Annotated in this window: 26 protein-coding genes and 1 tRNA gene; 9 read left to right on the forward strand and 18 right to left on the reverse strand. The window is 48.8% G+C overall.

The window, feature by feature from the left end; translation table 11 throughout:
• Positions 1 to 82: 82 nt before the first annotated feature.
• Positions 83 to 472: a hypothetical protein gene (locus G5574_RS05005; RefSeq protein WP_164482158.1), complete on the forward strand. Its 390-nt coding sequence runs from the start codon at positions 83 to 85 to the stop codon at positions 470 to 472.
• 93 nt (positions 473 to 565) lie between these two features.
• Here G5574_RS05005 and G5574_RS05010 read toward each other — a convergent pair whose 3' ends face one another.
• The 4 genes from G5574_RS05010 to G5574_RS05025 form a co-directional block, all read right to left on the reverse strand.
• Positions 566 to 1,117, reverse strand: coding sequence for a replication/maintenance protein RepL (locus tag G5574_RS05010; RefSeq protein ID WP_164482159.1), 552 nt, complete (start codon positions 1,115 to 1,117; stop codon positions 566 to 568).
• 1,269 nt (positions 1,118 to 2,386) lie between these two features.
• Positions 2,387 to 2,683, reverse strand: a complete 297-nt coding sequence (locus tag G5574_RS05015; RefSeq protein WP_164482160.1) for a hypothetical protein — start codon at positions 2,681 to 2,683, stop codon at positions 2,387 to 2,389.
• Positions 2,684 to 2,717: 34 nt separating this feature from the next.
• On the reverse strand, positions 2,718 to 2,906 hold the full coding sequence (locus G5574_RS05020) for a helix-turn-helix transcriptional regulator (RefSeq protein WP_164482161.1): 189 nt from the start codon (positions 2,904 to 2,906) through the stop codon (positions 2,718 to 2,720).
• Between the two features lie 144 nt (positions 2,907 to 3,050).
• Positions 3,051 to 3,992, reverse strand: a complete 942-nt coding sequence (locus G5574_RS05025) for a DUF6387 family protein (RefSeq protein ID WP_164482162.1) — start codon at positions 3,990 to 3,992, stop codon at positions 3,051 to 3,053.
• A gap of 503 nt (positions 3,993 to 4,495) precedes the next feature.
• Here G5574_RS05025 and G5574_RS05030 point away from each other — a divergent pair.
• Positions 4,496 to 4,897 carry a hypothetical protein gene (locus G5574_RS05030; RefSeq protein ID WP_164482163.1) on the forward strand — a complete coding sequence of 134 codons (402 nt, stop codon included), beginning with the start codon at positions 4,496 to 4,498 and terminating at the stop codon, positions 4,895 to 4,897.
• A 270-nt stretch (positions 4,898 to 5,167) separates the two neighbouring features.
• Here G5574_RS05030 and G5574_RS05035 read toward each other — a convergent pair whose 3' ends face one another.
• Complete coding sequence (locus G5574_RS05035) at positions 5,168 to 5,638, reverse strand: Lrp/AsnC family transcriptional regulator (protein WP_039338077.1); 471 nt, start codon at positions 5,636 to 5,638, stop codon at positions 5,168 to 5,170.
• Positions 5,639 to 5,899: 261 nt separating this feature from the next.
• Here G5574_RS05035 and G5574_RS05040 point away from each other — a divergent pair, with 261 nt between their 5' ends.
• The 4 genes from G5574_RS05040 to G5574_RS05055 all read left to right on the forward strand — a co-directional run bounded on the left by G5574_RS05040 (position 5,900) and on the right by G5574_RS05055 (position 9,616).
• Entirely contained in the window at positions 5,900 to 6,526 is a 627-nt protein-coding gene (locus G5574_RS05040) for a LysE family translocator (RefSeq protein ID WP_110268268.1), read from the forward strand.
• Positions 6,527 to 6,673: 147 nt separating this feature from the next.
• Positions 6,674 to 7,321, forward strand: a complete 648-nt coding sequence (locus G5574_RS05045) for a TetR/AcrR family transcriptional regulator (protein WP_039338080.1) — start codon at positions 6,674 to 6,676, stop codon at positions 7,319 to 7,321.
• Positions 7,322 to 7,385: 64 nt separating this feature from the next.
• The gene (locus tag G5574_RS05050; RefSeq protein WP_162286476.1) at positions 7,386 to 8,768 is read left to right on the forward strand and encodes a D-arabinono-1,4-lactone oxidase; all 1,383 of its coding nucleotides are present in this window, start codon (positions 7,386 to 7,388) and stop codon (positions 8,766 to 8,768) included.
• A 17-nt stretch (positions 8,769 to 8,785) separates the two neighbouring features.
• On the forward strand, positions 8,786 to 9,616 hold the full coding sequence (locus G5574_RS05055) for a glycosyltransferase family 8 protein (protein WP_039338083.1): 831 nt from the start codon (positions 8,786 to 8,788) through the stop codon (positions 9,614 to 9,616).
• Positions 9,617 to 9,688: 72 nt separating this feature from the next.
• Here the strand turns inward: G5574_RS05055 and G5574_RS05060 are convergent, their stop codons facing one another.
• Complete coding sequence (locus G5574_RS05060) at positions 9,689 to 10,810, reverse strand: Gfo/Idh/MocA family protein (RefSeq protein WP_164482164.1); 1,122 nt, start codon at positions 10,808 to 10,810, stop codon at positions 9,689 to 9,691.
• A 305-nt stretch (positions 10,811 to 11,115) separates the two neighbouring features.
• Here G5574_RS05060 and G5574_RS05065 point away from each other — a divergent pair.
• Positions 11,116 to 11,191: transfer RNA gene (locus G5574_RS05065), tRNA-Asn, on the forward strand.
• A 125-nt stretch (positions 11,192 to 11,316) separates the two neighbouring features.
• Here the strand turns inward: G5574_RS05065 and G5574_RS05070 are convergent.
• The 6 genes from G5574_RS05070 to G5574_RS05095 form a co-directional block, all read right to left on the reverse strand.
• A complete protein-coding gene (locus G5574_RS05070) occupies positions 11,317 to 11,586 on the reverse strand; it encodes a hypothetical protein (RefSeq protein ID WP_110268265.1) in 270 nt (89 codons plus the stop codon).
• A 65-nt stretch (positions 11,587 to 11,651) separates the two neighbouring features.
• Positions 11,652 to 11,903 carry a SymE family type I addiction module toxin gene (locus tag G5574_RS05075; protein ID WP_172912958.1) on the reverse strand — a complete coding sequence of 84 codons (252 nt, stop codon included), beginning with the start codon at positions 11,901 to 11,903 and terminating at the stop codon, positions 11,652 to 11,654.
• Positions 11,904 to 12,569: 666 nt separating this feature from the next.
• Positions 12,570 to 13,406 (reverse strand): hypothetical protein, encoded by an 837-nt coding sequence (locus G5574_RS05080; RefSeq protein WP_164482165.1) that lies wholly within the window; start codon positions 13,404 to 13,406, stop codon positions 12,570 to 12,572.
• Between the two features lie 36 nt (positions 13,407 to 13,442).
• The gene (locus tag G5574_RS05085) at positions 13,443 to 13,925 is read right to left on the reverse strand and encodes an Hcp family type VI secretion system effector (RefSeq protein ID WP_033740412.1); all 483 of its coding nucleotides are present in this window, start codon (positions 13,923 to 13,925) and stop codon (positions 13,443 to 13,445) included.
• Positions 13,926 to 13,956: 31 nt separating this feature from the next.
• Positions 13,957 to 14,439, reverse strand: a complete 483-nt coding sequence (locus G5574_RS05090; RefSeq protein WP_039338087.1) for an Hcp family type VI secretion system effector — start codon at positions 14,437 to 14,439, stop codon at positions 13,957 to 13,959.
• Positions 14,440 to 14,899: 460 nt separating this feature from the next.
• Complete coding sequence (locus tag G5574_RS05095; RefSeq protein WP_054633503.1) at positions 14,900 to 15,922, reverse strand: LLM class flavin-dependent oxidoreductase; 1,023 nt, start codon at positions 15,920 to 15,922, stop codon at positions 14,900 to 14,902.
• 269 nt (positions 15,923 to 16,191) lie between these two features.
• Between G5574_RS05095 and G5574_RS05100 the strand changes: the two genes are divergently transcribed.
• Both G5574_RS05100 and G5574_RS05105 read left to right on the forward strand, forming a co-directional pair.
• Positions 16,192 to 17,106, forward strand: a complete 915-nt coding sequence (locus tag G5574_RS05100) for a ketopantoate reductase family protein (RefSeq protein WP_164482166.1) — start codon at positions 16,192 to 16,194, stop codon at positions 17,104 to 17,106.
• A 92-nt stretch (positions 17,107 to 17,198) separates the two neighbouring features.
• Positions 17,199 to 18,257, forward strand: a complete 1,059-nt coding sequence (locus G5574_RS05105) for a LacI family DNA-binding transcriptional regulator (RefSeq protein WP_164482167.1) — start codon at positions 17,199 to 17,201, stop codon at positions 18,255 to 18,257.
• A 72-nt stretch (positions 18,258 to 18,329) separates the two neighbouring features.
• Here G5574_RS05105 and tmaR read toward each other — a convergent pair whose 3' ends face one another.
• The 6 genes from tmaR to G5574_RS05135 form a co-directional block, all read right to left on the reverse strand.
• Positions 18,330 to 18,656, reverse strand: a complete 327-nt coding sequence (gene tmaR / locus G5574_RS05110) for a PTS system regulator TmaR (protein ID WP_033740422.1) — start codon at positions 18,654 to 18,656, stop codon at positions 18,330 to 18,332.
• 160 nt (positions 18,657 to 18,816) lie between these two features.
• A complete protein-coding gene (locus tag G5574_RS05115) occupies positions 18,817 to 19,872 on the reverse strand; it encodes an FUSC family protein (protein WP_033740425.1) in 1,056 nt (351 codons plus the stop codon).
• A 209-nt stretch (positions 19,873 to 20,081) separates the two neighbouring features.
• Complete coding sequence (dacD, locus tag G5574_RS05120) at positions 20,082 to 21,239, reverse strand: serine-type D-Ala-D-Ala carboxypeptidase DacD (RefSeq protein ID WP_172913000.1); 1,158 nt, start codon at positions 21,237 to 21,239, stop codon at positions 20,082 to 20,084.
• A gap of 344 nt (positions 21,240 to 21,583) precedes the next feature.
• On the reverse strand, positions 21,584 to 21,907 hold the full coding sequence (locus tag G5574_RS05125) for a S24/S26 family peptidase (protein ID WP_164482168.1): 324 nt from the start codon (positions 21,905 to 21,907) through the stop codon (positions 21,584 to 21,586).
• Position 21,908: 1 nt separating this feature from the next.
• Positions 21,909 to 22,148: a DNA polymerase V gene (locus G5574_RS05130; RefSeq protein ID WP_164482169.1), complete on the reverse strand. Its 240-nt coding sequence runs from the start codon at positions 22,146 to 22,148 to the stop codon at positions 21,909 to 21,911.
• Between the two features lie 210 nt (positions 22,149 to 22,358).
• Positions 22,359 to 22,775 carry a tail fiber assembly protein gene (locus G5574_RS05135; RefSeq protein ID WP_164482170.1) on the reverse strand — a complete coding sequence of 139 codons (417 nt, stop codon included), beginning with the start codon at positions 22,773 to 22,775 and terminating at the stop codon, positions 22,359 to 22,361.
• Positions 22,776 to 22,777: the final 2 nt, after the last annotated feature.

Here is a 22,777-nt window from a genome sequence, read left to right on the forward strand (position 1 = left end):
AACAGTATCATGGTGTTAAATATTAATCAGTTGAAGCCAAGAAAACTGCAAGATCATTAAATTGTAAATAGTGAGGTACATTGTGCACTCAAAAGAATTAAAATTTTATAAAGATGATGAAGGTATTGCTGTCGATTTGAAGTTAATAGCATTCGGTCCGGATGAAGTACAATGTGTTAATCTTGAATCTGAATTTCCAGATAAAAAGATGAAAGATGACATCCTTTACTTAATTAATCACCAAAATGAACTTTCAAAAAAGATTCAAAAAGAAGCTCATGGGTATTGTATTAAAACTTACAATCAAGAACTGTCTGACCTTAAACTTATAAAACTGTATATTTTTCCAGATAAAGAAAATGAATATGGTTTTATTTTCTCCACAAATATTGATAGTGAGCATGGGATTGGTGTAAAAATGAAAAAAGAAAACATAGAAAAAATTAGCAGTAGTGAAACGGCATTTTTGTAAAAGATATTTCAACATTCAATTAATTCAGGGAACTGCCGTAGTAAATTGAACTGCACCTTAATATAATAAATATATTAAGGTACAGTTTAAACATTAGCAACGGCTATTTTTTAAGTTTAAATTTTTCGATTCGCATTTAATATAAGATTTAACAAATGACAGGCGGTCACCATTGAATATAAAATCAGGATTAATGAAGTAATAGTTCTGGATCATAGTTTCAGCAATAAAATTTTTTTCCACCAACTCTCTCATACCTTTAAAGTAAGTCGTTCTGGATATTTTAACAATCGTTTTATCTACAATATCATACGACATTAAAATTGTGTCGGTATCCTTCTGCTCCTGCATTGCTCTGTACAGTATTTCGAAAACCTTTGTCCCTGCCGAAGATAATTCAGTAATCGCTCTGACGCCATTAACATAGAGTTTTAAAAATTGTGTTTTATCCACTTCCTGATATTGAAAAAAACCAGCCCCACCTAAACATTCTCCTGTGTTTTCATTGACAACCATAAGTCTGTCTTTCCCTGTGGATATTCTTTTTACCCCTCCTTTTGTATTATTGCTCGCAGATATTATAAATGGGTTTTTCACATGGCGTTGTAATCCTCTTCTTGATTTATTCGTTATCTCTTGTGTCATTTTATTTTCCTTTTATTATTGTTATTATATTTTAATTAACACATTTATTTTATTAGTCAATACTTAAAGTACATTTATTTTCAAATAAATAGCATTTCAAGTATCAAAGACTGACACTTGAAGTATCAAAATATTATTTAATAATGAACTAACAGAGTATAAATGAGAATAGTAATCGATTATAGTCCCCAAACCACGGACTTTAAGTCCCCGGATCGCGAACTTTGTTTTAAGCTATATCTGGTCTGAGGGCAGTTTCCTTCTTCATTATTAATATATAGCGAAGCGTAAGATTATCGTCATTGTTTTTTATGAGGTAAAAATACCTTATGATCTTCTTCATTTTATGTAACCCTACACGGATTTTATTCCGTGTCATTGGGTTTTATTTTTAGTTAAAGAACCTACGCAACTTTTAGGTTGCGTCATTGGGTTCAAAGGATTTGATTATAATTCTCCTTTAACTAAAACAAACATAGTCCCTGACTCATGCTTCTTTGCCCTTTGAGGGGCAACCAGCAGGTCAGGACGTAACTCCTGTATTTTCTGAATTTGTTTCTTTTCAGGATATTCGCCTGCTCATATCCTGATTTAAAATTAAAACCTTTGATAAGGAAGCTGTCTTGTTTTTGCTTCCTGCTGTCAGCAAAACCGCTATGCGCTCACGCGCACTGACGACTTAAAAAGTATAGGATTTATGCCAAAACCATTTTTTTCATCGCTTGAAGACTTTTCTTCGTTTTAAGTGTGAGAAATGAAGTAAATCACTTCATCAGATGAAGAAAATCTACTTTAAAATTTAAATCAAAAGAGCGAGAGCCAGCAAACGTTCGTTAGAACATTTGCATGTATTTTAGCGATTGAGCGCATTAGCGAAATCAAGACAAGCCATTTACCCAATTTTTTATTTTTGCGTAATGCGAGCAAGCGAGTATGTAGCGAAGAAAAAAGTCACCAATGGCTATCAGCTCATACAGCGATTGCTGGTTGCCCCTAGAAGGCATTGAAGCAGATGCCTTGTTGTTATTTTTCTACTGAGTTAATGATGAAGATCTTCAACTATCATGAACCTCACAGGCACAACATAAGGTTGTGCGGGGTTCTATACATATCAAAATTAATAAAATCATTTTTAATAGTTATACAAACTGACGGCAAGTCTAGTTTTAGTAAAATTCTCCAATCGAAACCCATTGGTGAGATTAAAAATCTCACATGGCTGCAATGTAAGTATCCCGGTTAAACGGGATACTTACCCTTACTTGAATGTTATTTATTATTTTTTAATTCGACTGCATCGCCATTAATGATCATATTTAGAATATGATTTTCAAAATCTTCACCTGACGCATTAGAAAATAATTCTAAAAACTCATTGGTTTCTTCTATGCCATATTCTTCTTCTAATGATCTGGTGATCATAAGTTCAAGAATAGGATTTATTAAATCAATGCAGTCTTTTAATCCTTCATCTGTTAATGACAGGGATTTTTTAGCTTCATCGTGTCCTTTCTTGATGATGTAAGCAGTCGTATGGAGCATTTCGTAATATTTATCTTTATTCATGTTTCATTCCTCTGTTATTTTTTAATTTTCAAATTTAAGATCTTGCACTGTTAACTAAATTATCTATCCAGTTATCAACTTCACTTTCTATAAAGGCAATAGCTCTTTCACCGACCTTTATTGGTTCAGGAAACCGTTTCTGTTTAATAAGTCTATAAATCCATGCCCTACAAAATCCTGTCCTGTTAATGACTTCGTGCATTCGTATTAATTTTTTATTCATGTTGTTTTCTCCTGTTTGTTTCGACGAGGAGAATTATCTAAGATTGGAGGATTAGAAAGAATTGATGGAATTTACGGAATATTTCTGGGAATCTGTGCGGTAGTTGTTTACAGGGATAAGATTATTTCTCTTACCCCTTGACTTTCATATTATATTTCTTTTTTTCTCATTCAGGTTGTACACTTCTCTTACTTTAACATCCATTAAGTGTCTGTTTTTATACAAAAACATCGTGAAGAGATTATCAAATTCCTTGGTAAGTGCTTTCTTAGCAAGTGGTCTGTCAGTTTCTTTGATTTGCACCTGATCACGGCACTCCTCCATGCCCCAATGGTAGAGAAGCTGTTCCAGATCTTTATCACTGAGCTTGTAGTCATTGGATTTGGCATGATAAAGAAGATCTAAAATGGGAATGACTCGAAAATCGACTATCTTTTGTACCATCGCTTCACCGAAACCATAGCCCTGCTGGCTGGTTTTGGGCTTGATCCCAGTTTGCTTACGCCATCGGTTTAATAGATAGCGCATTGACTCAATGATTTGATCGTCTGTTGACAGACTCATATCAATCTCAAGATTGATCACACTTATTGCCCTTCGAACCAGGCTCTTTTTCTGCTCGTCAGTAAGATTCCGAGATTCAATCAGTTGCTGAGCATGTATCTGTTTGTATCGCAGGATAGGTTGCTGCAACCCGTACCTGTTTTTTTCTGTGTGGAATATTACCGTTTTTTCTCCGTAGTCAAGCAATCCGGTCTCTTTGATGTACCCTTCCAACTGATAAAGCTTACCAGCAGTCATAAGCCTGACATGTTGATCACTTTCATAAGACTCTGCATCGTCTTCTGTTGGCCCAGAGGCTAACAAGGGTTTCCCTGAGAAGATTAACTCCCTTTCTTCAAGATTAGCCTGACTCACACACCATTCAGGTTCATCGCTTTCCAGCGCTTCTTCCAGTTCTTCGAACATTACCTTTCGTTTGCGGATCTCCTGGCAAAGTTGCATTACGGTTATATCTTTTAAAACATTATAATTTTCAGGCTTAAACCATTTTGTTAACTCAACTTTTTTAGCTGCGGTTGCCATCGCTAATCCCTCTTATAAACAGGCTGTTACTATACGATAGCGGTTTCCAAAAGTTGACAGGTTTGATTTTCTGAGGTAACAATTCTTGTAATATCTACTGACGTAAACTGAGATAAACAATTGAATATAATTGACTTTTTACCCATACAGATTAAATAATGTTGGTAAAAATACTGGTAAAAAATAAGTTACCTTTTTAAAACCCAATAATAACAGGAGATAAATATGAAGTACGAGTCCAGTCAGAGGAGCCAGATTAGAAAAACCCGCTCAGGGAAACCGGAGCGGGTTTTTGTTAGTCTCTTAAACTCTCTCTGCGCCCGAACAGTCGTTTCAGTCAACACCGGGTTGTCAAGATAAACCGCTTCGCTCTCCAGTATTAAACCATTCACTCACTGTTCGCTAATATAAAACACTCGTTTATCAACGGTTTATAGACCGAAATATACGCCGGGTGCTAGTGTTTCGCCTTATAACAAAAATATTAACCCTTGAGGCGATTAATGAGAAAGCGTGTGCTGTATTTTGCTTTAACGATGATGTTGACAGGATGTGTAGCCCGTTCTCATGAACCCGATCCACTACAAGTGCAGCTTGCCAGTTACGGTACGCTGCCAGACACTTATAAAACGGATGTCAAAAATACGTTTTATTATCATTTGAAAGATCCTTACAGCGCGCATTATCGTTTTTTTAAACCTTTTAAAGGATATACCTGGGTAATGAATGTGCCCGAAGATAAAGAAGAATTGATGTTTGGCTGGGTCATCCCCGGCGTGATTAATGCAAAAAACAGTTTTGGCGCTTATGTCGGCGTGCGCAGGTTCGTGGTGATTTATTCAAATGGTCAATACCACAATCTTTACTACACGAAAGGCACGAAAAAAATCGGGCGGGCGCCTTAAAACATCATTCAGTTTTCTGAACCATTAACACGCCATGGTCAATGGCGTGTTTTTCAAATCACAGCGATAAAGGCGCAGAGTTTCGCGGAATGAATGCCCATTGTGTTGCCTGATATTAGCTCTGCCCACGCCAGAAACTTCAAAAAGCCTTTTATGGCATCCCGGCTTTTCCGTCATTTCCTGTTCTTTATAATTATCGCGTCAACGCTACGTTCAACGCGGCTGAGTCCGGCTGCATCACAGATGCTGCATAAGATTCAGCCGGTCATATCAGTGTGAATTTTTAACCGGATAAGCGGTCAGCGGTTTGATCTCTTTAAGCACAAACATACTTTGCATCTCTTTAATGCGCGGCAATCTGCGTACTACAGACATGGCGAACTCCGCATAAGTTTCGAGATCGCTCGCCACAACCTGTAGCAGGAAATCGGCATCACCACCGATACTGTAGCAGGCCACCACATCATCCAGCGCCGTAACCTGTTGCTCGAATTTTTTTGCCTCATCCTCGCTGTGGCAATCAATAACCACCCGAATAAACACCATGACCCCGGCGCCGATTTTTTTGCGGTCCAGTACAGCCCGGTACCCCTGAATGACGCCCTGCTCTTCCAGCCTGCGCACTTTACGCCAGCACGGTGAGGCAGACATACCAATCTTGTCAGCCAGTTCCTGATTAGTAATACGGGCATCGTCCTGTAAAACACGCAGGATTTTCATTTCTGTCTTATCAAGCAGCATACCGGTCAATTCCTTTCGCTACATTTCGTTTATGAGGTTAATTCTTGCAAAGAATACGATAAATGAATGTGATTGAGACAGCCTATTTCTGTCTCGCCAGGACATACTGTTTTCAGGTGCTGTACAAGGTGCAGATCAAAAGAAATGGCCGGACAGGGCAGATTAAGGCGGCAGACGAGTCCGGGTTGTCCTCGTCGTGCCGCTTTTCATGGCCAGCCTGTCTGGATTTTATCCCGACATAACATTTATGGAGGAAAGACGATGCCTGCGATAACAGAATTACTGCCTTATATACTGGCGCTGGGTCTGGCCGCGGCCATTCCCGGCCCGGGCATGACAGCGATCGTGGCCCGTACTCTTAACGGGGGCTCTCTGGCGGGTTTGGCTGCGCTTGCAGGCGTGATAATGGGCGATTTATTTTATTTGACGCTCGCCGTGTTTGGCCTGGCCGTTGTCGCTCATACCTATACCGGACTGTTTACACTGATTAACTGGGCTGCGGCGCTCTATTTAGCTTTTCTGGCCTGGCAGTTCTGGTCTTATCAGCCGCATTCCATCACGCTGGACCAAAAAGTGACGCACAAGCAACTGACTTCTGCCTGGCTGTCAGGCCTGACCATCACACTGGGCAACCCGAAAACAATCGCGTTTTATCTGGCCATATTACCGCTTGTGATATCGCTGGAGAGCATATCCTTAACATTCTGGGCAGCCATACTGGTGCCCGTTACCGCAGCGGTGCTGCTGATGGTCGGAGCCATGTTTATTCTGGCGGCAGTAAGCGTTCGCGCATTACTGACCAGCCAACGTGCACAGCGCATCATGTTTAAATCGGTCGGCGTTATCATGCTGCTGGCCGCCATCGGTATGATCCTGAAAACGCTTTAATGCCGTGACCGAGGTGACACGGCTTCCCGTGCGACGTCAGAACAGACTGATTAATCTTCATTTGCTCTCGGTATAAGTAACAGCCCTGATCCGCTGTGGTAACATCTTGCCCTCACCTTCTCGTTACCGGGCACCCTGTTAAGCACTATGTCAGACACTACGAAACGCAAAAATGATCCTGAAGGACTTAAAAAGCGCATTCTTGCGAGCGCACTGACGACCTTTGCTGAGTTTGGCATGCAAGGCGCCCGTCTTGAGCAAATTGCTGAAAATGCCCAGACGACTAAACGAATGGTGGTTTACCATTTTGGCAATAAGGAACAGCTCTATATCGATGCGCTGGAACAGGTTTACCAGCAGATCAGGGAGCATGAAACTGGCCTGAATCTGGCCTCGCTCGCCCCTGAGCAGGCCATCATAAAACTGGTTGAAGCCAGCTTCGATTACCATGTTTCCCACCCGGATTTTGTGCGTCTGATCTGTATGGAGAACCTGTCTCGCGGCCGCTACATCTCGCAGTCTGCCCGTCTGAGCCAGCTGAACCGCAGTGCGCTGGACTTACTGGACGATATTCTGAGCCGGGGACAGCAGCAGGGACTGTTCATCAAAGAGATCGAGACACTGGACGTGCATCGCCTGATCAGCAGTATTTGTGTGCATCAGGTCTCCAACCGCTTCACCTTCAATACGCTGTTTAGTCGGGACAAAAATGAAGACGAGATCATCCGTCGTAATCGCCAGCTCGCCGTCACGGCAACGCTGCGCTACATCGGTTGCTCACGCCACGCGTCCTGAGCGCTGAAAAGGATAGTCTATGCTTAAGTGGTAATAACAATATCACTTAAGTAAGGAAAGCAGCTTGAGCAGAGACGCCAGCCTTTATCCGCTTCGCCAGACGCAGCGTGAACCTCATGACAATACACTCTGGAACTGGGCGCAAAACGCGCCGATTGGTACACAACAGCAGGTAAAACGCCCTGCCAATGAGGCGGCTTTGCAGCAGTTACTGCGCGACACTCACAACACAGTGCGCGTTATTGGCAAAACCTACTCACCCGGCAGAATGCTGGCTGTGCATCCCGACGATCTGTTACTGGATCTGAGCGCCTTTACCGGCCTGCTCCGCAGCGATGCTCACAGCGTTACGTTTGCTGGCGCCACACCGCTCGAACAGATCTACAGCACCCTGACAGACATGGACCGCATGCTGGCCTCTTCGCCGGGCGTGATCTCCGTGCAGACGCTGGCCGGTGCGATGGCAACCGGCACGCACGGTCAGGGTCTGCAGCAAAGCTCCATTGCGGATGAAGCCGAGCAGATCCGTCTGGTGCTGAGCGACGGATCCATACGGGAGCTGTCGCGCGGTGACGACGATTTTGCGGCGGCGCTGGTGTCGCTCGGCACCCTGGGCATCGTGACCGAAGTGACGTTGCGCACCCAACCGTTCCGCATCTTCACCTGCCACAAGAATGCAGTTTCGGCGGACAACCTGGAAAGCGATCTGCTGCGCTGGAATGAAGATTATGCACTCAGTAAGGCCTGGTGGTTTGTTGACGATAACATCATGCACGTCTGGAATGCACATCAGGCCAGCTACGATGAGATCCAGCGTTACGAGCAGTCGGGACGCGAAGTAGTAGAACATGCCGATGAAGGTGATGACAGCCTGAACGATACGATCGAACAGACGCTGGAGCACATGCATCGCGATACGCAGATTCACGGTAAAGGCGGCAAACAGTTCCGCACTGTGACTCGCTTTCGCGACTTTACCGATGTCACAGGCGACATCTACCAACTGTTCTGTCGCGGTATCGCCGTGCCGCAGATCAACGTTGAGATTGGCGTTCCGCTGGCGCGCACGCCGGCGATCATCAGCAAGATCAAACGCTGGTATGCCGAAAATCGTCCGCACATGCACTATCCGATTATCCTGCGCTGCACCGGTGCCTCATCCGCCTGGCTGAGCCCCGCCTTCGACCAGCCCACCTGCTTCTTTGGCTTTGTCGTTTATTACGCGGATGATGGATCGCTTTCTGAGGCCGGTCTGCACTTTTTAAGCGAGGTGGAGAAGCTGCTGGCCGAAGAAGGTGGGCGTCCGCACTGGGGTAAATATTACGATGCCTCGCTCTACCACTGGCGGGATCTTTATCCGCACTGGGACCGCTTTCGCGCCCTGCGTGAACAACTTGATCCGCACCACCGCTTCAGCAACGACTATACCGCTGCACTGTTTAAATAATTTAAAAAAGGGATGTTATGTTTGCCTGGGTAACGTTACTGACGCAACCGGATTATCTGGTGGGCGTGAAAGCGCTGCACCGTTCACTGCAACAGACGAAAACACGCTGGCCACTGCTTGTGATGGCCACCAATGCTATCAGTGACAGCGAGTGTGAAGCCCTCAGGGATGAGGGCTGTATTATCCGCCGGGTTGATCCGCTTTATCCGGATAATGATTTGAATCAGCACTATGCCTCTGAACGCTTTGGCGAGGTCTGGACTAAGCTGCGCGCCTGGCAGTTGACCGAGTATCGGCGCGTGGTATTCCTGGATGCTGACATGCTCATCTTAAAGAATATGGATGAACTGTTTACACTGGACCTGGGTGACTTCGTGCTGGCCGCCTGCCACGCCTGCCGCTGTAATCCCAACCAGATTGAGTCCTATCCTGACAGTTGGGAGCCCGAGTTCTGCCACTATACCTGGCAGGAGCGCGAGCAGACGCCGCCGGCCCATGTGGATTATTACCTGAACGGTGGATTCCTGGTGCTGGAACCGGATGAGGCTGTCTTTAACGATCTTGAAGCGCGTATTGCCGCCATTGATGACCTGCGCGCCTATGCCTTCTCAGAACAGGACTTGCTCAACGAAGCTTTTAAAGATAAATGGCTGCCCCTTTCCTATATTTATAACGCGCTAAAAACGCTTCGTTTTCAGCACGATACGTTGTGGGAATGTAAAGAGGTGAAGAACCTGCACTACATTCTGGCGAAGCCCTGGGAGCGGGATTTGTCACAGCCGGTGAGCCAGCGTGACCGCTATTACGCGATGGACAAGCTGTGGTGGGACAAAGCATCTGACTGCTGATAACAACGTGCGCCTGCCTGTCCGCAGGCGCACAGGTTCCCGTCTGTGCATTAAAGTATGCTGTAACTACTATCAGACTTCCTGCCAGCACCGTTCTGTGGCGGACAGCGCAATCGCCTCCAGCACCTTTTGTACCTGCAAACCTTCGGCAAAATCCGGCCACATACGATCGCCTGCGGCGACGCCATTAATCAGATCGCGTATTTCCACGGTCTTTTGATCGTTAAAGCCGATACCGTGTCCTGCCGACACACAGAAACTGGCGTAATCCGGATGAGCAGGCCCGGTCAGAATCGTTTTGAAGCCCTGACGCCCTGCGGGTTCATCATGAAGATAGAGTTCAAGCTCTGCCATCCGTTCCTGCGTATAGCGCAGCGTGCCTTTGGTGCCCGTCACCACATAGGTCAGGCCCATTTTGGCTCCGCAGGCAATGCGCGAAGTTTCAATCACGCCCTGCGCCCCGTTCTGGAAACGCAGCAATGCGCTGGCCTGATCTTCATTCTCAACCGGTAACTGACGACTGAGATCTTTCGGGTCAGGACGCGACCTGATGACCGTCATCATATCGCCGCTGACTTCCACAATATTGCCGACCAGATAATGCGCCATATTGACGATATGCGCAGCCAGATCGCCCAGAGCGCCCAGTCCGGCCAGCGCTTTTTTACAGTGCCAGTCGAGCGGCGTGTCGGGTTTTGCCAGATAGTCCTCGTTGTGCGTGCCATAAAAGTGCACCACTTCGCCGATTTCGCCTCGGGCAATAATCTCTTTCGCCAGCTGACTGGTGGGGTTTTTCATGTAATTGAAACCCACCAGCGTTTTCACGCCGGTCTTTGCCGCGGCTTCCACCATTTCCCGGGCATCCGCTACGTTCAGGGAAAGCGGCTTTTCGGAATAGACATGTTTACCGTTAGCAATCGCAGCCAGCGCCATCTCTTTATGCAGAAAATTGGGCGCACAGATATCCACCACATCAATATTGGGATCGCACACCAGCTCACGCCAGTCACCGGTTGAGCGGGCAAACCCAAAGGTGGCGGCCTGCTTTGCCGCCAGTTCCGGATTCACCTCTGCCAGCATCTCACGGACAATCTCCCCTTTTAACGCAAACACCGCAGGGGCCTGGGCATAAGCAATCGCATGACAGCGGCCAATGTAGCCACTGCCGATCATGCCGATTCTGACTTTGTTCATTTGGACTCCGGGCGGACAGCGAAAGTTGAAATGAAATTTAAATTCCATTTATTAGCATTTCAAACTAAAAATGAAATAAATGTGACGAACATAAAGAACAATCGTCACTGTCCAGTCCAAGGCGACGTTTTACGCGGTTTGGGTTTCTGTTTACGCAATAAGAAACCCTGTGAAGCCGCTTGTTAGCGTTAGCGATACGGCACAGCGCACAGAGTTGGCGAGTATTTCAGCAATCAGACACTTTTATGAAAAAGAGTTTTGACAAGCCTGCACGACGTCGATAATATGCGCCCCGTTCAAACGATTCCTCTGTAGTTCAGTCGGTAGAACGGCGGACTGTTAATCCGTATGTCACTGGTTCGAGTCCAGTCAGAGGAGCCAGATTTAGAGAAGCCCGCTCAGTGAAACCTGAGCGGGCTTTTTGTTTTGGGAATGGCGTGAAATACGCAACAATCCAGGTCGCGTTACAGCGCAGGGAACTTAACGCAGGCGCTGCTCCGGCTGCGCTACTTCTTACCCACGATAAAACCCGCTACCGCGCGTAAGCCATCGATGATCGGCATCGTTGCCGCCCCCGCCAGGAAGTCCTCGTAATCCGCCTGGTTACGTTGGCGAATATCCGCAAAGCGAGCGAGTGCCTTTTTCTCACTGGACGCACTCATCTCCTCAAATTGCTTTTCATAGCCCTGCGCAATGAGCTGGGTAGCCTCGTCTGTAGACGATTTTTCCAGCACGACAATCTGCTTACCCTTTTGGAAAAAACAGTAATGTGGCATGTCAGGCTCCTTAAACGGGGCGGTTGATTCTGTAACTATAAACGGTGGTTAGAGCAACACAACCCTTAACGCGCTGGGGAAAGGTTCTCTTCTGACTCCGGTGTCTCGACCTGCAACACGATACAGCCCTTGCTGATCTCTGCCCTTACCTTCGTCCCCGTCTCGAATCCCAATTCACGTAACCATTTGCCACTAATGTTCAGTGCAGGTGTGCTGGTGTCCCCGAATTTAGGTACATATCCAACTGTATAATGTCGCTGGGTTTTAAATGAGGCCGCCGTAAGTGCAGCGTCAGAAGATCGGGCATTCATCGTCATTTGCAAGCTCCTGGTCAATAAGGTGAGTCCATCATTCGCGAGGCCATTTGGCGCGATACAGGCCGGATGAGGCTGTACCTGCTTCTGGTGCACCAGCACCGGGTTTGCGCCTTCAGACAGCCCGCTTACTGTTTATGTATGCAAGACATCAATGAGTTACAAGAGTGCCGACGCGCTGATATCGGGAGGTTTTCTTACTGGGCTGGTCCCGCTATCGGGTCTGACAAACGCTTGTTAACCATAACGATTTTAGCGGATGACAACAAGTCAGGACCTGGAAGCTAACTCACATAACGTTGACAATATTCTGCTGTCTGTCCCGTCCGGCCCTGCGGCCGACTGTTAATGCGCCTCCAACGCATACTGCGCGCCAACTGAAACGCCGTATGCGCGAATGGTTGATGTGAATGGTGGGGCCTGAAGCCTGACTTTTGGCTGGCGCAAAGCAATACCGTTTACCCGGGCGGAAAAGCGCGGGGTAACCTTTATCCGCGCAGGGTAACTTATCTGAGAAGTGAGACGGTAAACGCAAAATCCAGGGCGTATGCTTTAACCGGTAAGGTGGTCAGTCTGCTTACCTTTATCAAGACGTGAACTCACCGTCCGGCACGCTAAGCGGGCTTGCCGTCTGAATAGCGTTGCCTTCAGACAGCTTTTCGCCATTCCTTACGGGAATTTTAAGTTAATCAGATTACTGTACTGCGTGCGTGAAAGAGAAAGGGGTGCCTGGTTTTTTAAAAAAACCTTCACAAACTCGGCACTTGTGCCATACAGCTCCACACGCTGATATTCATGGCGGATAAATTGCTGAAGGATGGGCGTCATGTCCCGCGCATGATCCTGGGGCCAGGCGTTATGGGATGCCACGGTTTGCTCAAAGGTGAGGGGCGTACGCATTTGATCATCGGGTTTAAAATTAGCGCGTTTACGCTCCGCTTCTGTTTTGAAGTCTTCAAAGGCTTCATGTGCAGTATTAAAGAGATCCGCAAGTGCTTTGATATGGGCAGCCATCTGATTAACGGCAACGGTTTTTTTGTTGACGAAGTAGGCGCCTGCCGCAGAAAAGAGTGCCGCCAGTACAGGAAGAGAGCCCCGTCCAATAATACTTCCAAGACCCTGGTAAGCGGACCATAAAACCACACCTGTAGCGCCAGTAGAGCTTGATATCGCACCTGTCGCAATCGAACTTGCCTGCTGAACTCTGACGCCGCCAATACGATTGTCAAGATGCCGAATTTCTCCGCCAGGCCTCCTGACTGAAGCCGACTCTTCGTTCCAGGTTTTATAACGACGGTTATTATCTTCTTTATAATTCGACATCGCATAAGCAATCTGGCTGGTATCGGTTTTACTCAGCCGGGCGATTTCCGCTGGTTCAAACGATCTGACTAAAATCAGCGCTTCATCAAGCACCTCTTTGGACAGAAAGTTAGCGGAACCCGCAGGATTAAAACGAGGGTCCGTAGTCAGGCCCTCAATAAGACTCACTTTTGGAAATGCCATAACGCCCTCACTTTTTGATGCCGCCCGACAAAGTCATTAGTTTTCTTTATTTTGTTTAATATCCCAGCCCATCTGTACAGAAGCGGCTTTCGTTCCCTGAGAAGCCTGTTCCCAGTATTCCAGTGCCACTTTGCTGGCCTGAAAGGAATATTGCATACCCAGCGTTGACGCGTGCCCGACGCCGGTGAAGTCAGTCTGTGTCACCAGGACATCCTCAAGTGTGATGCGGGTATACTCCACTTCCTGTCCACCCGCCTTGCAAACGGACAGCTGAACTTTCGGCAGATGTTTACCACTGGCGCAATATTTCACTAATGCAGGCGTGGCCTTATCAATTAAGGCCTCAACGGTTAAATCGCGGTAATTTACTTTACCTGCTCCCCCACCGCCGCCAACGGCCATATTCCCTGGCTGCTGCGCGCCCCAGTCAAATGAAAGTACATCAATCCATTTTTTATGATTCGCATTTTGCGACTCACCTTCAATCCCGTCTATCTTCAAAAATATATCAATAGCCATTTTTCACCTTTATATTTACGGGCAGATTAACTCAGCTCTCTTTATTTTGTTTAATATCCCAACCGGCTTTGCTTTCCGCACCTTTAGTCCCGCTGGCGCTTTGCTCCCAATAGCTGGTAGAAACTTTAGATGCCTGAAAGGCATAGTCCACAACAATAGTGTCACTTTGCCCGATACCGTTGAAATTCGTTGCGGTGACCAGAACATCTTCCAGCACAATTTTCGTGTACTCAATCTGACTACCGCCAGCTTTGCAAACCGACAGTTCAACTTTTGAAACATGCTTTCCGCTGGAACAGTATTTAAGAATGGCTGGCGTGGATTTATCGATTAAGGCTTTGATCCGCAGATCGTTAAAACTCACTTTTCCCGCGCCACCACCGCCGCCAACAGCCATATTGCCGGGTTGTGAAGCCCCCCACTCAAATGAGAGTACGTCGGTCCATCCTTTATGTTTACTGTCCTGTGATTCACCTGTGGTGCCTTCAACTTTCAAATAAATATCGATCGCCATTCTTTTTTCCGGTTAGTTTGGGGTGGGACAAAATGCACGATGCACATCGCCAGGCTGAGACATTTCGTCAGCATCAGTGCCATCTTAAATTCAGGATAAGCACCGGCCTGTCATTTCTGTTCGCTATAAAGTGGAAATAAAAAGATGACTGCGTTATTCACGCAGCAATTAGGGATAGTTAATCAGGCAACGATTCTTTCTACGCCCTTTACTCATTAATAAAATTAACATGAGTTCATGTCAATTAATTTACAACGCGCATGATTTTATTGAGATAAATCCGAAAGAGTTATTCTTAATAAGAAATTGTGTCGCGACGAAATAGTTTTTTAAAATAAAAAAACGGTATTCACTGCTACGTAACCGGGAGAGAAGACAGGACATCAGGATGGAAAAGAATGAAAAACCCCGCGCAATCCGGACTGCGCGGGGGCCTTATTCTCACAGAATCAGTTAGCGTTTAACGCCAGCCTAATTCAGGAGCGACATACTTCAGAATCGCTTCAATCACATGGGCATTATATTCCACGCCCAACTGATTCGGCACGGTGAGCAGCAAGGTATCCGCTTCGGCAATCGCCTGATCCTCTGCCAGCAGTTTGATCAGCTTTTCGGGTTCAGCCGCGTAACTGCGACCGAAAATGGCGCGGGTTTTCTCATCCAGAAAACCGACGGAATCCTGATCCTGACCACTGCGACCAAAGTAGGCGCGGTCCATATCATTCACCAGCGCGAAGATACTGCGGCTGACGGAAACCCGCGGTTCACGTTGATGCCCTGCCGCTTTCCAGGCATCACGGTAGGCGCGAATCTGTTTGGCCTGCTGGATGTGGAACGGCTCGCCGGTTTCATCATCTTTCAGCGTCGAGCTTTGCAGATTCATGCCCATTTTCGCTGCCCATACTGCGGTGGCGTTGGAACCCGAGCCCCACCAGATACGCTCACGTAAGCCTTCCGACAGCGGTTCAAGACGCAGCAAGCCCGGTGGATTGGGGAACATTGGCTGGGGATTCGGTTTAGCAAAGCCTTCGCCACGCAGCGCATCCAGGAACACTTCCGTATGGCGACGGCCCATGTCCGCATCCGTCTCGCCTTCCTGCGGCACGTAGCCGAAGTAACGCCAGCCATCAATCACCTGCTCGGGTGAACCACGGCTCAGTCCCAACTGTAAGCGACCGTTGGAAATCAGATCCGCAGCGCTGGCATCCTCCACCATATAAAGCGGATTTTCATAGCGCATGTCGATCACGCCAGTCCCTATTTCAATTTTTTTGGTGCGTGCACCGACCGCAGCCAGCAGCGGGAACGGCGAGCTGAGCTGACGGGCGAAGTGGTGCACACGAAAATAGGCCCCATCCGCGCCCAGTTCTTCCGCTGCGACGGCCAGGTCGATAGATTGCAGCAACACATCCTGGGCAGAACGCGTGGCGGACTGCGGCGAGGGCGTCCAGTGGCCAAATGAGAGAAAACCAATCTTTTTCATCTGTAACATCTCCTGGCGAAAGACGGGTGCTTTCGCATGATAAACATCGATGAAATAAGGTTACGCCAGCCATGTCATGAGGGATAGTGAATATACTTAAGCACTATATTCAAGATTTTTGACATAGGTCGCGCTCAATGGAACACGATCAATGCGCGATTCTGTGCCCATGCGGAATGTAATAATGCTTGCGGGCAGAATGGGTTTTAACGCATAACTAAACTTTCTGTCCTGCATCTGGACAGGCGCGTTTAACAGAGGGAGAAGGGATGCGTATTTTACTGGTAGGTGCGGGTGCAACTGGCGGTTATTTTGGTGCGCGGCTGATGCAGGCCGGGCAGGATGTGACCTTTCTGGTCCGTGAAGGCCGTTTCCGTCAGTTACAACAAACGGGCCTGGTGCTGCAGACCCCATCAGGGCAGGAAACGCTGCATCCGACGTTGATCACTGCCGACAGCCTGGACACGCATTACGACTTAATCATCATCACGGTCAAAAGCACCGGTCTGGATCAGGCCATCCAGGATATTGAGCGGGCTGTCGGTCCGCACACGCTGATCATGCCGATCCTGAATGGCATGCGGCATATTGATACGCTGGTCACCCACTTTGGTGCCGACAGGGTGATCGGTGGGCTGTGCAAAATTAACGCCACGCTGAACGACCAGGGCCATGTGGTGCAGTTAACGCCTCTGCACCAGATCTGTTACGGCGCGCTGGATGGTAATAATGATGCCCGGCTTCAGCGGGTTGATGTTGCCCTTCGCAGCAGCATGGTCGACACAGTTTTTACCGACAATATTATCGGTGAATTATGGGAAAAATGGCTGCTGCTGAGCACGCTCGGCGCCGTGTGCTGTCTGGCGCGGGGGAATACGCAACAGGTGCTGAACCAGCCAGGCGGCGAGATGTTGCTTCAGGGCATTTATAGCGAAGTGCTGCAGATTATCTGTGCTGAGGGCTACCAACCGCGCCCGGCCGTGACCGCCAAAATCTACGCGCTGCTGAACGACCCGTCGACGCCGATGACCTCCTCAATGTATCGTGATTTGACCCAGGGCTTTGCGATTGAAGCCGACCCGATCATTGGCGACCTGCTGTTACGTGCCAGCCGTCATGGCATCACTGCACCGCTGTTGAACGCGGTCAATGTCAACCTGCAGATCTATCAACAGAACCGTTAAACACGGATGTGATGAGCACGCAGCCACGCCGTTGCACGACGCGTGGGTAACGGAAATTTGTTACACTCGCTGCCTCATCTTTTGGAGGAAGAATGACGTCCCGCTCTGTGACCCTTGATGATGTTGCCCAACTGGCGGGCGTTTCCTATCAAACCGTTTCTCGTGTGCTTAATCGCTCTGAGCAGGTTTCTCCCCGTACCCGCGAAAAAGTGGAAGCGGCGATGCAACAGCTCAACTACGTTCCCAATCGGGTTGCGCAGCAGTTAGCGGGTAAAGCCACGCGGACCCTTGGCCTGGCCACCAGCAATCTGGCGTTAATGGCCCCAGCGCAGATTGCCTCGGCAATACAGCAGCGCGCCGCCAGAGCCGGCTACCATTTAGTCATTGCCATGGACAGCGCGGACGATGCCGAAGCCACGGTGAATGAACTGATGGCGCAGCGCGTTGATGCCGTACTGATTAATATGCCGCTTGAGGCCGCCGACGCGGAAAAAATCCGTCGTCTGTGTGGCAAAAAACCGGTGCTGTTTCTGGATTCTGAACCGCACGCCGTTGTGTCTCATTGCCAGTACTCCAATGAAAAAGGGGCGCGGGCCGCAGTTGAGCATCTCGTCGCGCTCGGACATACGCACATCGGCCTGCTGAATGGTCCGGTTCGCTCGGTATCGGCCCGTCAGCGTGAAGCGGTCTGGCGCCAGGTGCTGGCCGGGCACGGCCTGTCTCCCTGTTGTGTGCTGCGCGGCGACTGGAGTGCCCAGTCGGGCTATCAGGCTATGCTGTCTCAGTTACCGGACGCGCTGCCCCAGGCGCTGCTGGTAGCGAATGATGAAATGGCGCTGGGTGCCATGCGGGCATTGCATCAGCATGGCGTGGCGATTCCGGCTGAAATCTCCATTGTCGGCTACGATGACACGGCAGAAAGCGCCTGGTACCAGCCGCCGCTGACCACGATTCGTCAGGATCTCCAGCAACTGGGTGCCACGAGCGTGGAGCAGGCGCTGGCCGCGCTGCAGGGGGAAGCGGTCGCGTCACGGACGCTGGAGCCGGTACTGGTCGTGCGGGAAACCACCGCCGCGCCAGCCAGCAAAGACGCAGACTTATCCGCGCTGGCCCGTCAGTTACAGCAGATTGCCCGCAAGCTTTCCCGCTGATCGCGGACGCAAAAAAACCCGCCCAACCGGATGGCTGGAGCGGGCTGGTTATCCGCGATAATACGCGTTGCCTTATGGCGTTTTCGTCTCGCCCACGCCCATGGTCTTGAGCTTTTTAGACAGCTCGCGGCGCTCTTTAGACAGGTCAGCGTTTTTGATGATGTACTCATCCACGCGATCTTCATAGTCGGCACGCATGCTGGCGATGATTTCCTGAATCGCCTCAACGCTCATGCCGGGTTTGATGTATTCGCTCAGGTTATCCAGCAGCAGCACACGCTTTTGGTTGTCACGAATTTTCTTCTCATTATCGACGATTTCACGCTGCAGTTTGTTCTTGCGGCGGAACGTACGGACAAACTCAAGTACGTCCTGAAATGATTGCTTGGCATTTTCCATGATGGCACCTTTCTTTAAGCCTGCTAAAGCAGGGAGAGAGTCAAAACGATCAGCTTAGCGGCCAGCCAGCCTTGTGGGCAATTCTCACAGCTAAATTCGGACTGGCTCTTATCTTAGCGCAAAAAAACCGGGTTTCGCATTAAGTCATTGTCTGAGGTAATTATTTACGCAGCGCCAGGCGCATCAAATCCGTCATGCGTTCCAGTTGCTTCGCCAGCTCCAGACTCAGCCAGACATAGCCATAAATCGGCGCTTCTTCCAGACGGTCACTCCCGTCAGCGATCAACTGCTTAAGCTCTTTGACGATTTCCGTTAACTCATGATTGGCCGCGATGATGTCGTAGGTTTCCCCCTTCACAGCCATGACCGATAAGGTTCGCAGCGCGTTTTCGGTCATCTCCTGCGTGCGGCGTAACGTCGGAGCATTCAGCATGATCAGATGACTTTCGCGTGATGCCCACCAGGCATTAATTTGCATCTCAATGGTGTACACCATATTACGGTTCAACGTCTGTATCGCTTCAAACACTGATTTTGGGATGCGGGTTTCTTTACTGGACGGCTCCAGCAGGGCACGCATTTTCACCACGCTGGTGAGCAGTTTGCCCAGCGGTTTGTTCAGCCGGGGCTTTTCCACGAGGTTGGCGGAAAACCCTGCATGGTAGATTTTGGCCATTTCTGCCAGCGTATCTGACAGCTGAATACGCCAGTGAATATACGCACGCTGCGCCCATATGGCCGTAAATAACAGCGCCAGTAACGATCCTAAAATGACATCGCCACCGCGCCACATCGCCACGGTGAAATCCCCCATTGGCGCGCCTACAACCACGCACAGCGTGATGCCAATCAGCAATGCCATGTAAGGGTGTTTCCCCAGCGTCAGATAGCCGCTGATAAACATGATCACTGCGCACCATGCCAGCATGCCGGGCAGCGAAATCATCTCCAGCCTGAGGGCGATAAGACCAGAGATTGACCCGGCAATCGTTCCGCCAATGCGTTGAATGGCGCGCGGGAAGACGTTTCCCCAGGTTGAGATCGGCCCCATCACCACAACCAGGGTAATCAAAGGCCAGGTGCCTTCGGGAATGCCCGTGACGCGGACAAGCAGAAACGCACACAGAAACGCCACTGCGATGCGTAACCCGTGCACGCTGCGGTAATGACGATATAACCAGAATTCCAGATTTGAGATGGGTTTATCAGAGCGCAAAGTCGCTTGTCCGCTGGTAAAAAAATGATTCTACGCGTCGCGCCCTGCCGATCCTGGCGCGCCGTCAATGTTTTCGCTTGTACAGCGTTGAGCGGACCATTATCAACAACCCTGCCCCGGAAATCAGCAAAATTCACCACGACGACAACACAAGACGCACGATAGCGGGTTCATCCCTGCCCCGCGAAGGCGAAGCAGGGACGTAACGATTAGAACTTGCGTTTCAGGTAGTCCGTGATGCGGCTCACTACACCCGCCTCGTTAACGGCGGTGAGTGCCACCAGCGGATAGCTGGCGATCTGCTTGTCCTTGTCCATCACCTGGATTTCACCAATATTCTCATTGGCTTTAAGTGGCGCTTCCAGGTCGGTGCGGTTGATCACGTATTTGGCTTTGACGTTCGGGATTTCGCTGCGCGGCAGTGACAGATAAACATCGTTTGCCGTGCCCACGTCAACCTGGTGCGGATTACCGTACCAGACATGTTCACTGCCAATTTTCTTACCGGCATGGAACAGTTGTACGGTATCAAACGTATTCTGGCCCCAGACCAGCAGCTTGCGCGCCTGCTCTTCACGCCCTTTCGCACTTTTCCCGCCCATGATGACGGCAATCAGGCGATGCTGACCCACAATGTTGGAGGCAATAATATTGAAGCCCGCCGTTTCAGTATGGCCCGTTTTCAGGCCATCGACGTGCAGGTTGTTGTCCCACAGCAGGCCGTTACGGTTGTTCTGGGTAATGCCGTTCCAGGTGAGGGTTTTTTCACGGTACATGGCATAGAAATCGGGCTCGCCATCAATAATGGCGCGCGACAGTTTTGCCATATCCAGTGCGCTGGAATATTGCCCCGGCGCATCCAGACCGTGTACGGTTTCGAAATGGGTATTCGTCAGCCCCAGTTTCTCCACGTAGTGGTTCATTAACTTAACAAAGTTGTCCTGGCTACCGGCCACATAATCCGCCAGCGCAACGCAGGCGTCATTGCCTGAATCAATGATCACGCCGCGGCTGAGATCACGCACGCTTAACTTATCACCGGGCTTAAGAAACATCAGTGAGGAGCCTTTAAAGACCGGATTGCCTGCTGCCCAGGCATCTTTTCCCACCGTCACCATGTCGTCGCGGGTAATTTTCTTTTGGTCGATCGCGCGGTCGACCACATAGCCGGTCATCAGCTTGGTCAGACTGGCGGGATTCCGGCGCTCGTCGGGATTGCCCGCGGTCAGCACCTGCCCCGTGGTGGCGTCCATCAGCACCCAGGAGGCTGCATCAATCGCCGGTGGCGTCACAGGAAATGGCATATCGTCGGCCTGCGCCAGCGAAGCCCAAAAAACAGTTACGGTAATTAACAGACGCCTTTTCAACACTTCATCCTTAGTTGAGCAAGTAAAACGGACATGAACAGCGGGACGTTTTACGGCAAAACCCTTAATAAGGTTTAAATAAATTGAAAAAAAGTATGAACTGCTGCGCACCATTCAACAGCCTGCACCCTGGCAGTTGTACTCAGGCACGCAGACGACTATCCTGAACGTTGATTTTTTGCAGACAGGACAGCGACGTGCCCGCCTCTGAATTCACTTTTTTGTTTCACGATTATGGTACTTGCATTTTATTTCATTGTTTTTATTCATAATTTAAAATCATAAATAAAATATTGTACTCATTTATGTACTTATAATTGCCTATAAATTAAACACTCGCACATTTATATTGGCAACCAGTCAGCATCATAAACGTCCAGCACTTCAAACGTCACAACGCCCAGCATTACCACCCCATCCAGCGATTCCCCGTCGATAGTCTCCCCATCTTCAGTAATGATGCCGCCCTTAAAATACTTTCCGACCATGGGATAACCGTCCACCTGCCATACAACCTTTTTACCCGGCAATGGCTTTAGTGACCGGTCAACCAAAACAAAGCCTCGAGGCGTTTCAATGCGCATCGTGTCAGACGGATGGTGAATCATCAGATTGTTCAGATCTATGCGGCTCTCAACGAAGTCTGCCGCTGGTGAAGGAAATCCCATATCAGTAATCTCCGTAGTGATAGAAACGCTGCCATAGTCGGTTTTCACCTTCTTCTGGCGACTGATCACGGAACGTCATCACGTTCTGGGCTATCCACTCGTTGGCCTGCTTGTGGCTGAATTCCCAGTTACGCTTTGCAAGTTCAGCCACAAAGTCAGATGTAGAAACGGTGACGCCATACTTTTGCGAACGCTTAATTGCCTCAAAAAAAGATACCCTGATATCGCCATAGCGCGGCATGATCACGCCCTCAAAAATACTGTATATAAAAACAGTATTATCATTTGAGAAAAATGATCAAGCCGCTGCGGTTGGGAGATTTGTAAAGGCTTTGGTGGAAAAGGGATTTTATTTGGAAGTGTTTCGGGGTGTGACTAAACTTTAATCACCCACCCCGTAAACCTGCATAGACGGGGGCGGTAAAATCTTTGCCCGGTCGACGGGCTTTTTTTATTTTGGTTGGTCAGGCCAGGTAATATCCGGAGCCGTAGACGTATCAACACGGTTAAGCAGTACGCGATATTTCTTCCAGTTGTTCAGCTGTGCTTTTTCCGCATCCGTCGCCATATCCAGATCGACAGCATCCTGGAGTGGATCGATTGCGACAGTCGCTGCAGCCATCAGGTTTGTTTTTTTCGTTACCGACACAGCCACCAGTTCCTCTTTTGTTGGCGGTGGGATATCTCCCCAGGCAGGCAAACCATCTGCTCCCGCCACCCTCGTTTTTCCTGCCGGTGCATTCGTGAATGTGCTGAATACATCCTCATCTACCTCTTTCCCGTCATCCGGCCATGAACCTGCAGCCTCGTAATTTTCTTTCAGTGACAGAGGGTAAAAAGCGTTATTTTTGGCGCTGTACATGTACATCA

It is taken from the genome of Pantoea stewartii (assembly GCF_011044475.1).
In the GTDB taxonomy this organism is placed as follows: domain Bacteria; phylum Pseudomonadota; class Gammaproteobacteria; order Enterobacterales; family Enterobacteriaceae; genus Pantoea; species Pantoea stewartii.

Coding starts and splice junctions, on each gene's coding strand:
- tmaR (WP_033740422.1), bottom strand. CDS start 18,656: ATGGAAAATGCCAAGCAATCATTTCAGGACGTACTTGAGTTTGTCCGT.
- G5574_RS05035 (WP_039338077.1), bottom strand. CDS start 5,638: ATGCTGCTTGATAAGACAGAAATGAAAATCCTGCGTGTTTTACAGGAC.
- G5574_RS05060 (WP_164482164.1), bottom strand. CDS start 10,810: ATGAACAAAGTCAGAATCGGCATGATCGGCAGTGGCTACATTGGCCGC.
- G5574_RS05015 (WP_164482160.1), bottom strand. CDS start 2,683: ATGAATAAAGATAAATATTACGAAATGCTCCATACGACTGCTTACATC.
- G5574_RS05055 (WP_039338083.1), top strand. CDS start 8,786: ATGTTTGCCTGGGTAACGTTACTGACGCAACCGGATTATCTGGTGGGC.
- G5574_RS05010 (WP_164482159.1), bottom strand. CDS start 1,117: ATGACACAAGAGATAACGAATAAATCAAGAAGAGGATTACAACGCCAT.
- G5574_RS05070 (WP_110268265.1), bottom strand. CDS start 11,586: ATGCCACATTACTGTTTTTTCCAAAAGGGTAAGCAGATTGTCGTGCTG.
- G5574_RS05100 (WP_164482166.1), top strand. CDS start 16,192: ATGCGTATTTTACTGGTAGGTGCGGGTGCAACTGGCGGTTATTTTGGT.
- G5574_RS05045 (WP_039338080.1), top strand. CDS start 6,674: ATGTCAGACACTACGAAACGCAAAAATGATCCTGAAGGACTTAAAAAG.
- G5574_RS05020 (WP_164482161.1), bottom strand. CDS start 2,906: ATGAATAAAAAATTAATACGAATGCACGAAGTCATTAACAGGACAGGA.
- G5574_RS05025 (WP_164482162.1), bottom strand. CDS start 3,992: ATGGCAACCGCAGCTAAAAAAGTTGAGTTAACAAAATGGTTTAAGCCT.
- G5574_RS05075 (WP_172912958.1), bottom strand. CDS start 11,903: ATGACGATGAATGCCCGATCTTCTGACGCTGCACTTACGGCGGCCTCA.
- G5574_RS05080 (WP_164482165.1), bottom strand. CDS start 13,406: ATGGCATTTCCAAAAGTGAGTCTTATTGAGGGCCTGACTACGGACCCT.
- G5574_RS05135 (WP_164482170.1), bottom strand. CDS start 22,775: ATGTACATGTACAGCGCCAAAAATAACGCTTTTTACCCTCTGTCACTG.
- G5574_RS05085 (WP_033740412.1), bottom strand. CDS start 13,925: ATGGCTATTGATATATTTTTGAAGATAGACGGGATTGAAGGTGAGTCG.
- G5574_RS05090 (WP_039338087.1), bottom strand. CDS start 14,439: ATGGCGATCGATATTTATTTGAAAGTTGAAGGCACCACAGGTGAATCA.
- G5574_RS05125 (WP_164482168.1), bottom strand. CDS start 21,907: ATGGGATTTCCTTCACCAGCGGCAGACTTCGTTGAGAGCCGCATAGAT.
- G5574_RS05095 (WP_054633503.1), bottom strand. CDS start 15,922: ATGAAAAAGATTGGTTTTCTCTCATTTGGCCACTGGACGCCCTCGCCG.
- G5574_RS05030 (WP_164482163.1), top strand. CDS start 4,496: ATGAGAAAGCGTGTGCTGTATTTTGCTTTAACGATGATGTTGACAGGA.
- G5574_RS05130 (WP_164482169.1), bottom strand. CDS start 22,148: ATGCCGCGCTATGGCGATATCAGGGTATCTTTTTTTGAGGCAATTAAG.
- G5574_RS05040 (WP_110268268.1), top strand. CDS start 5,900: ATGCCTGCGATAACAGAATTACTGCCTTATATACTGGCGCTGGGTCTG.
- G5574_RS05105 (WP_164482167.1), top strand. CDS start 17,199: ATGACGTCCCGCTCTGTGACCCTTGATGATGTTGCCCAACTGGCGGGC.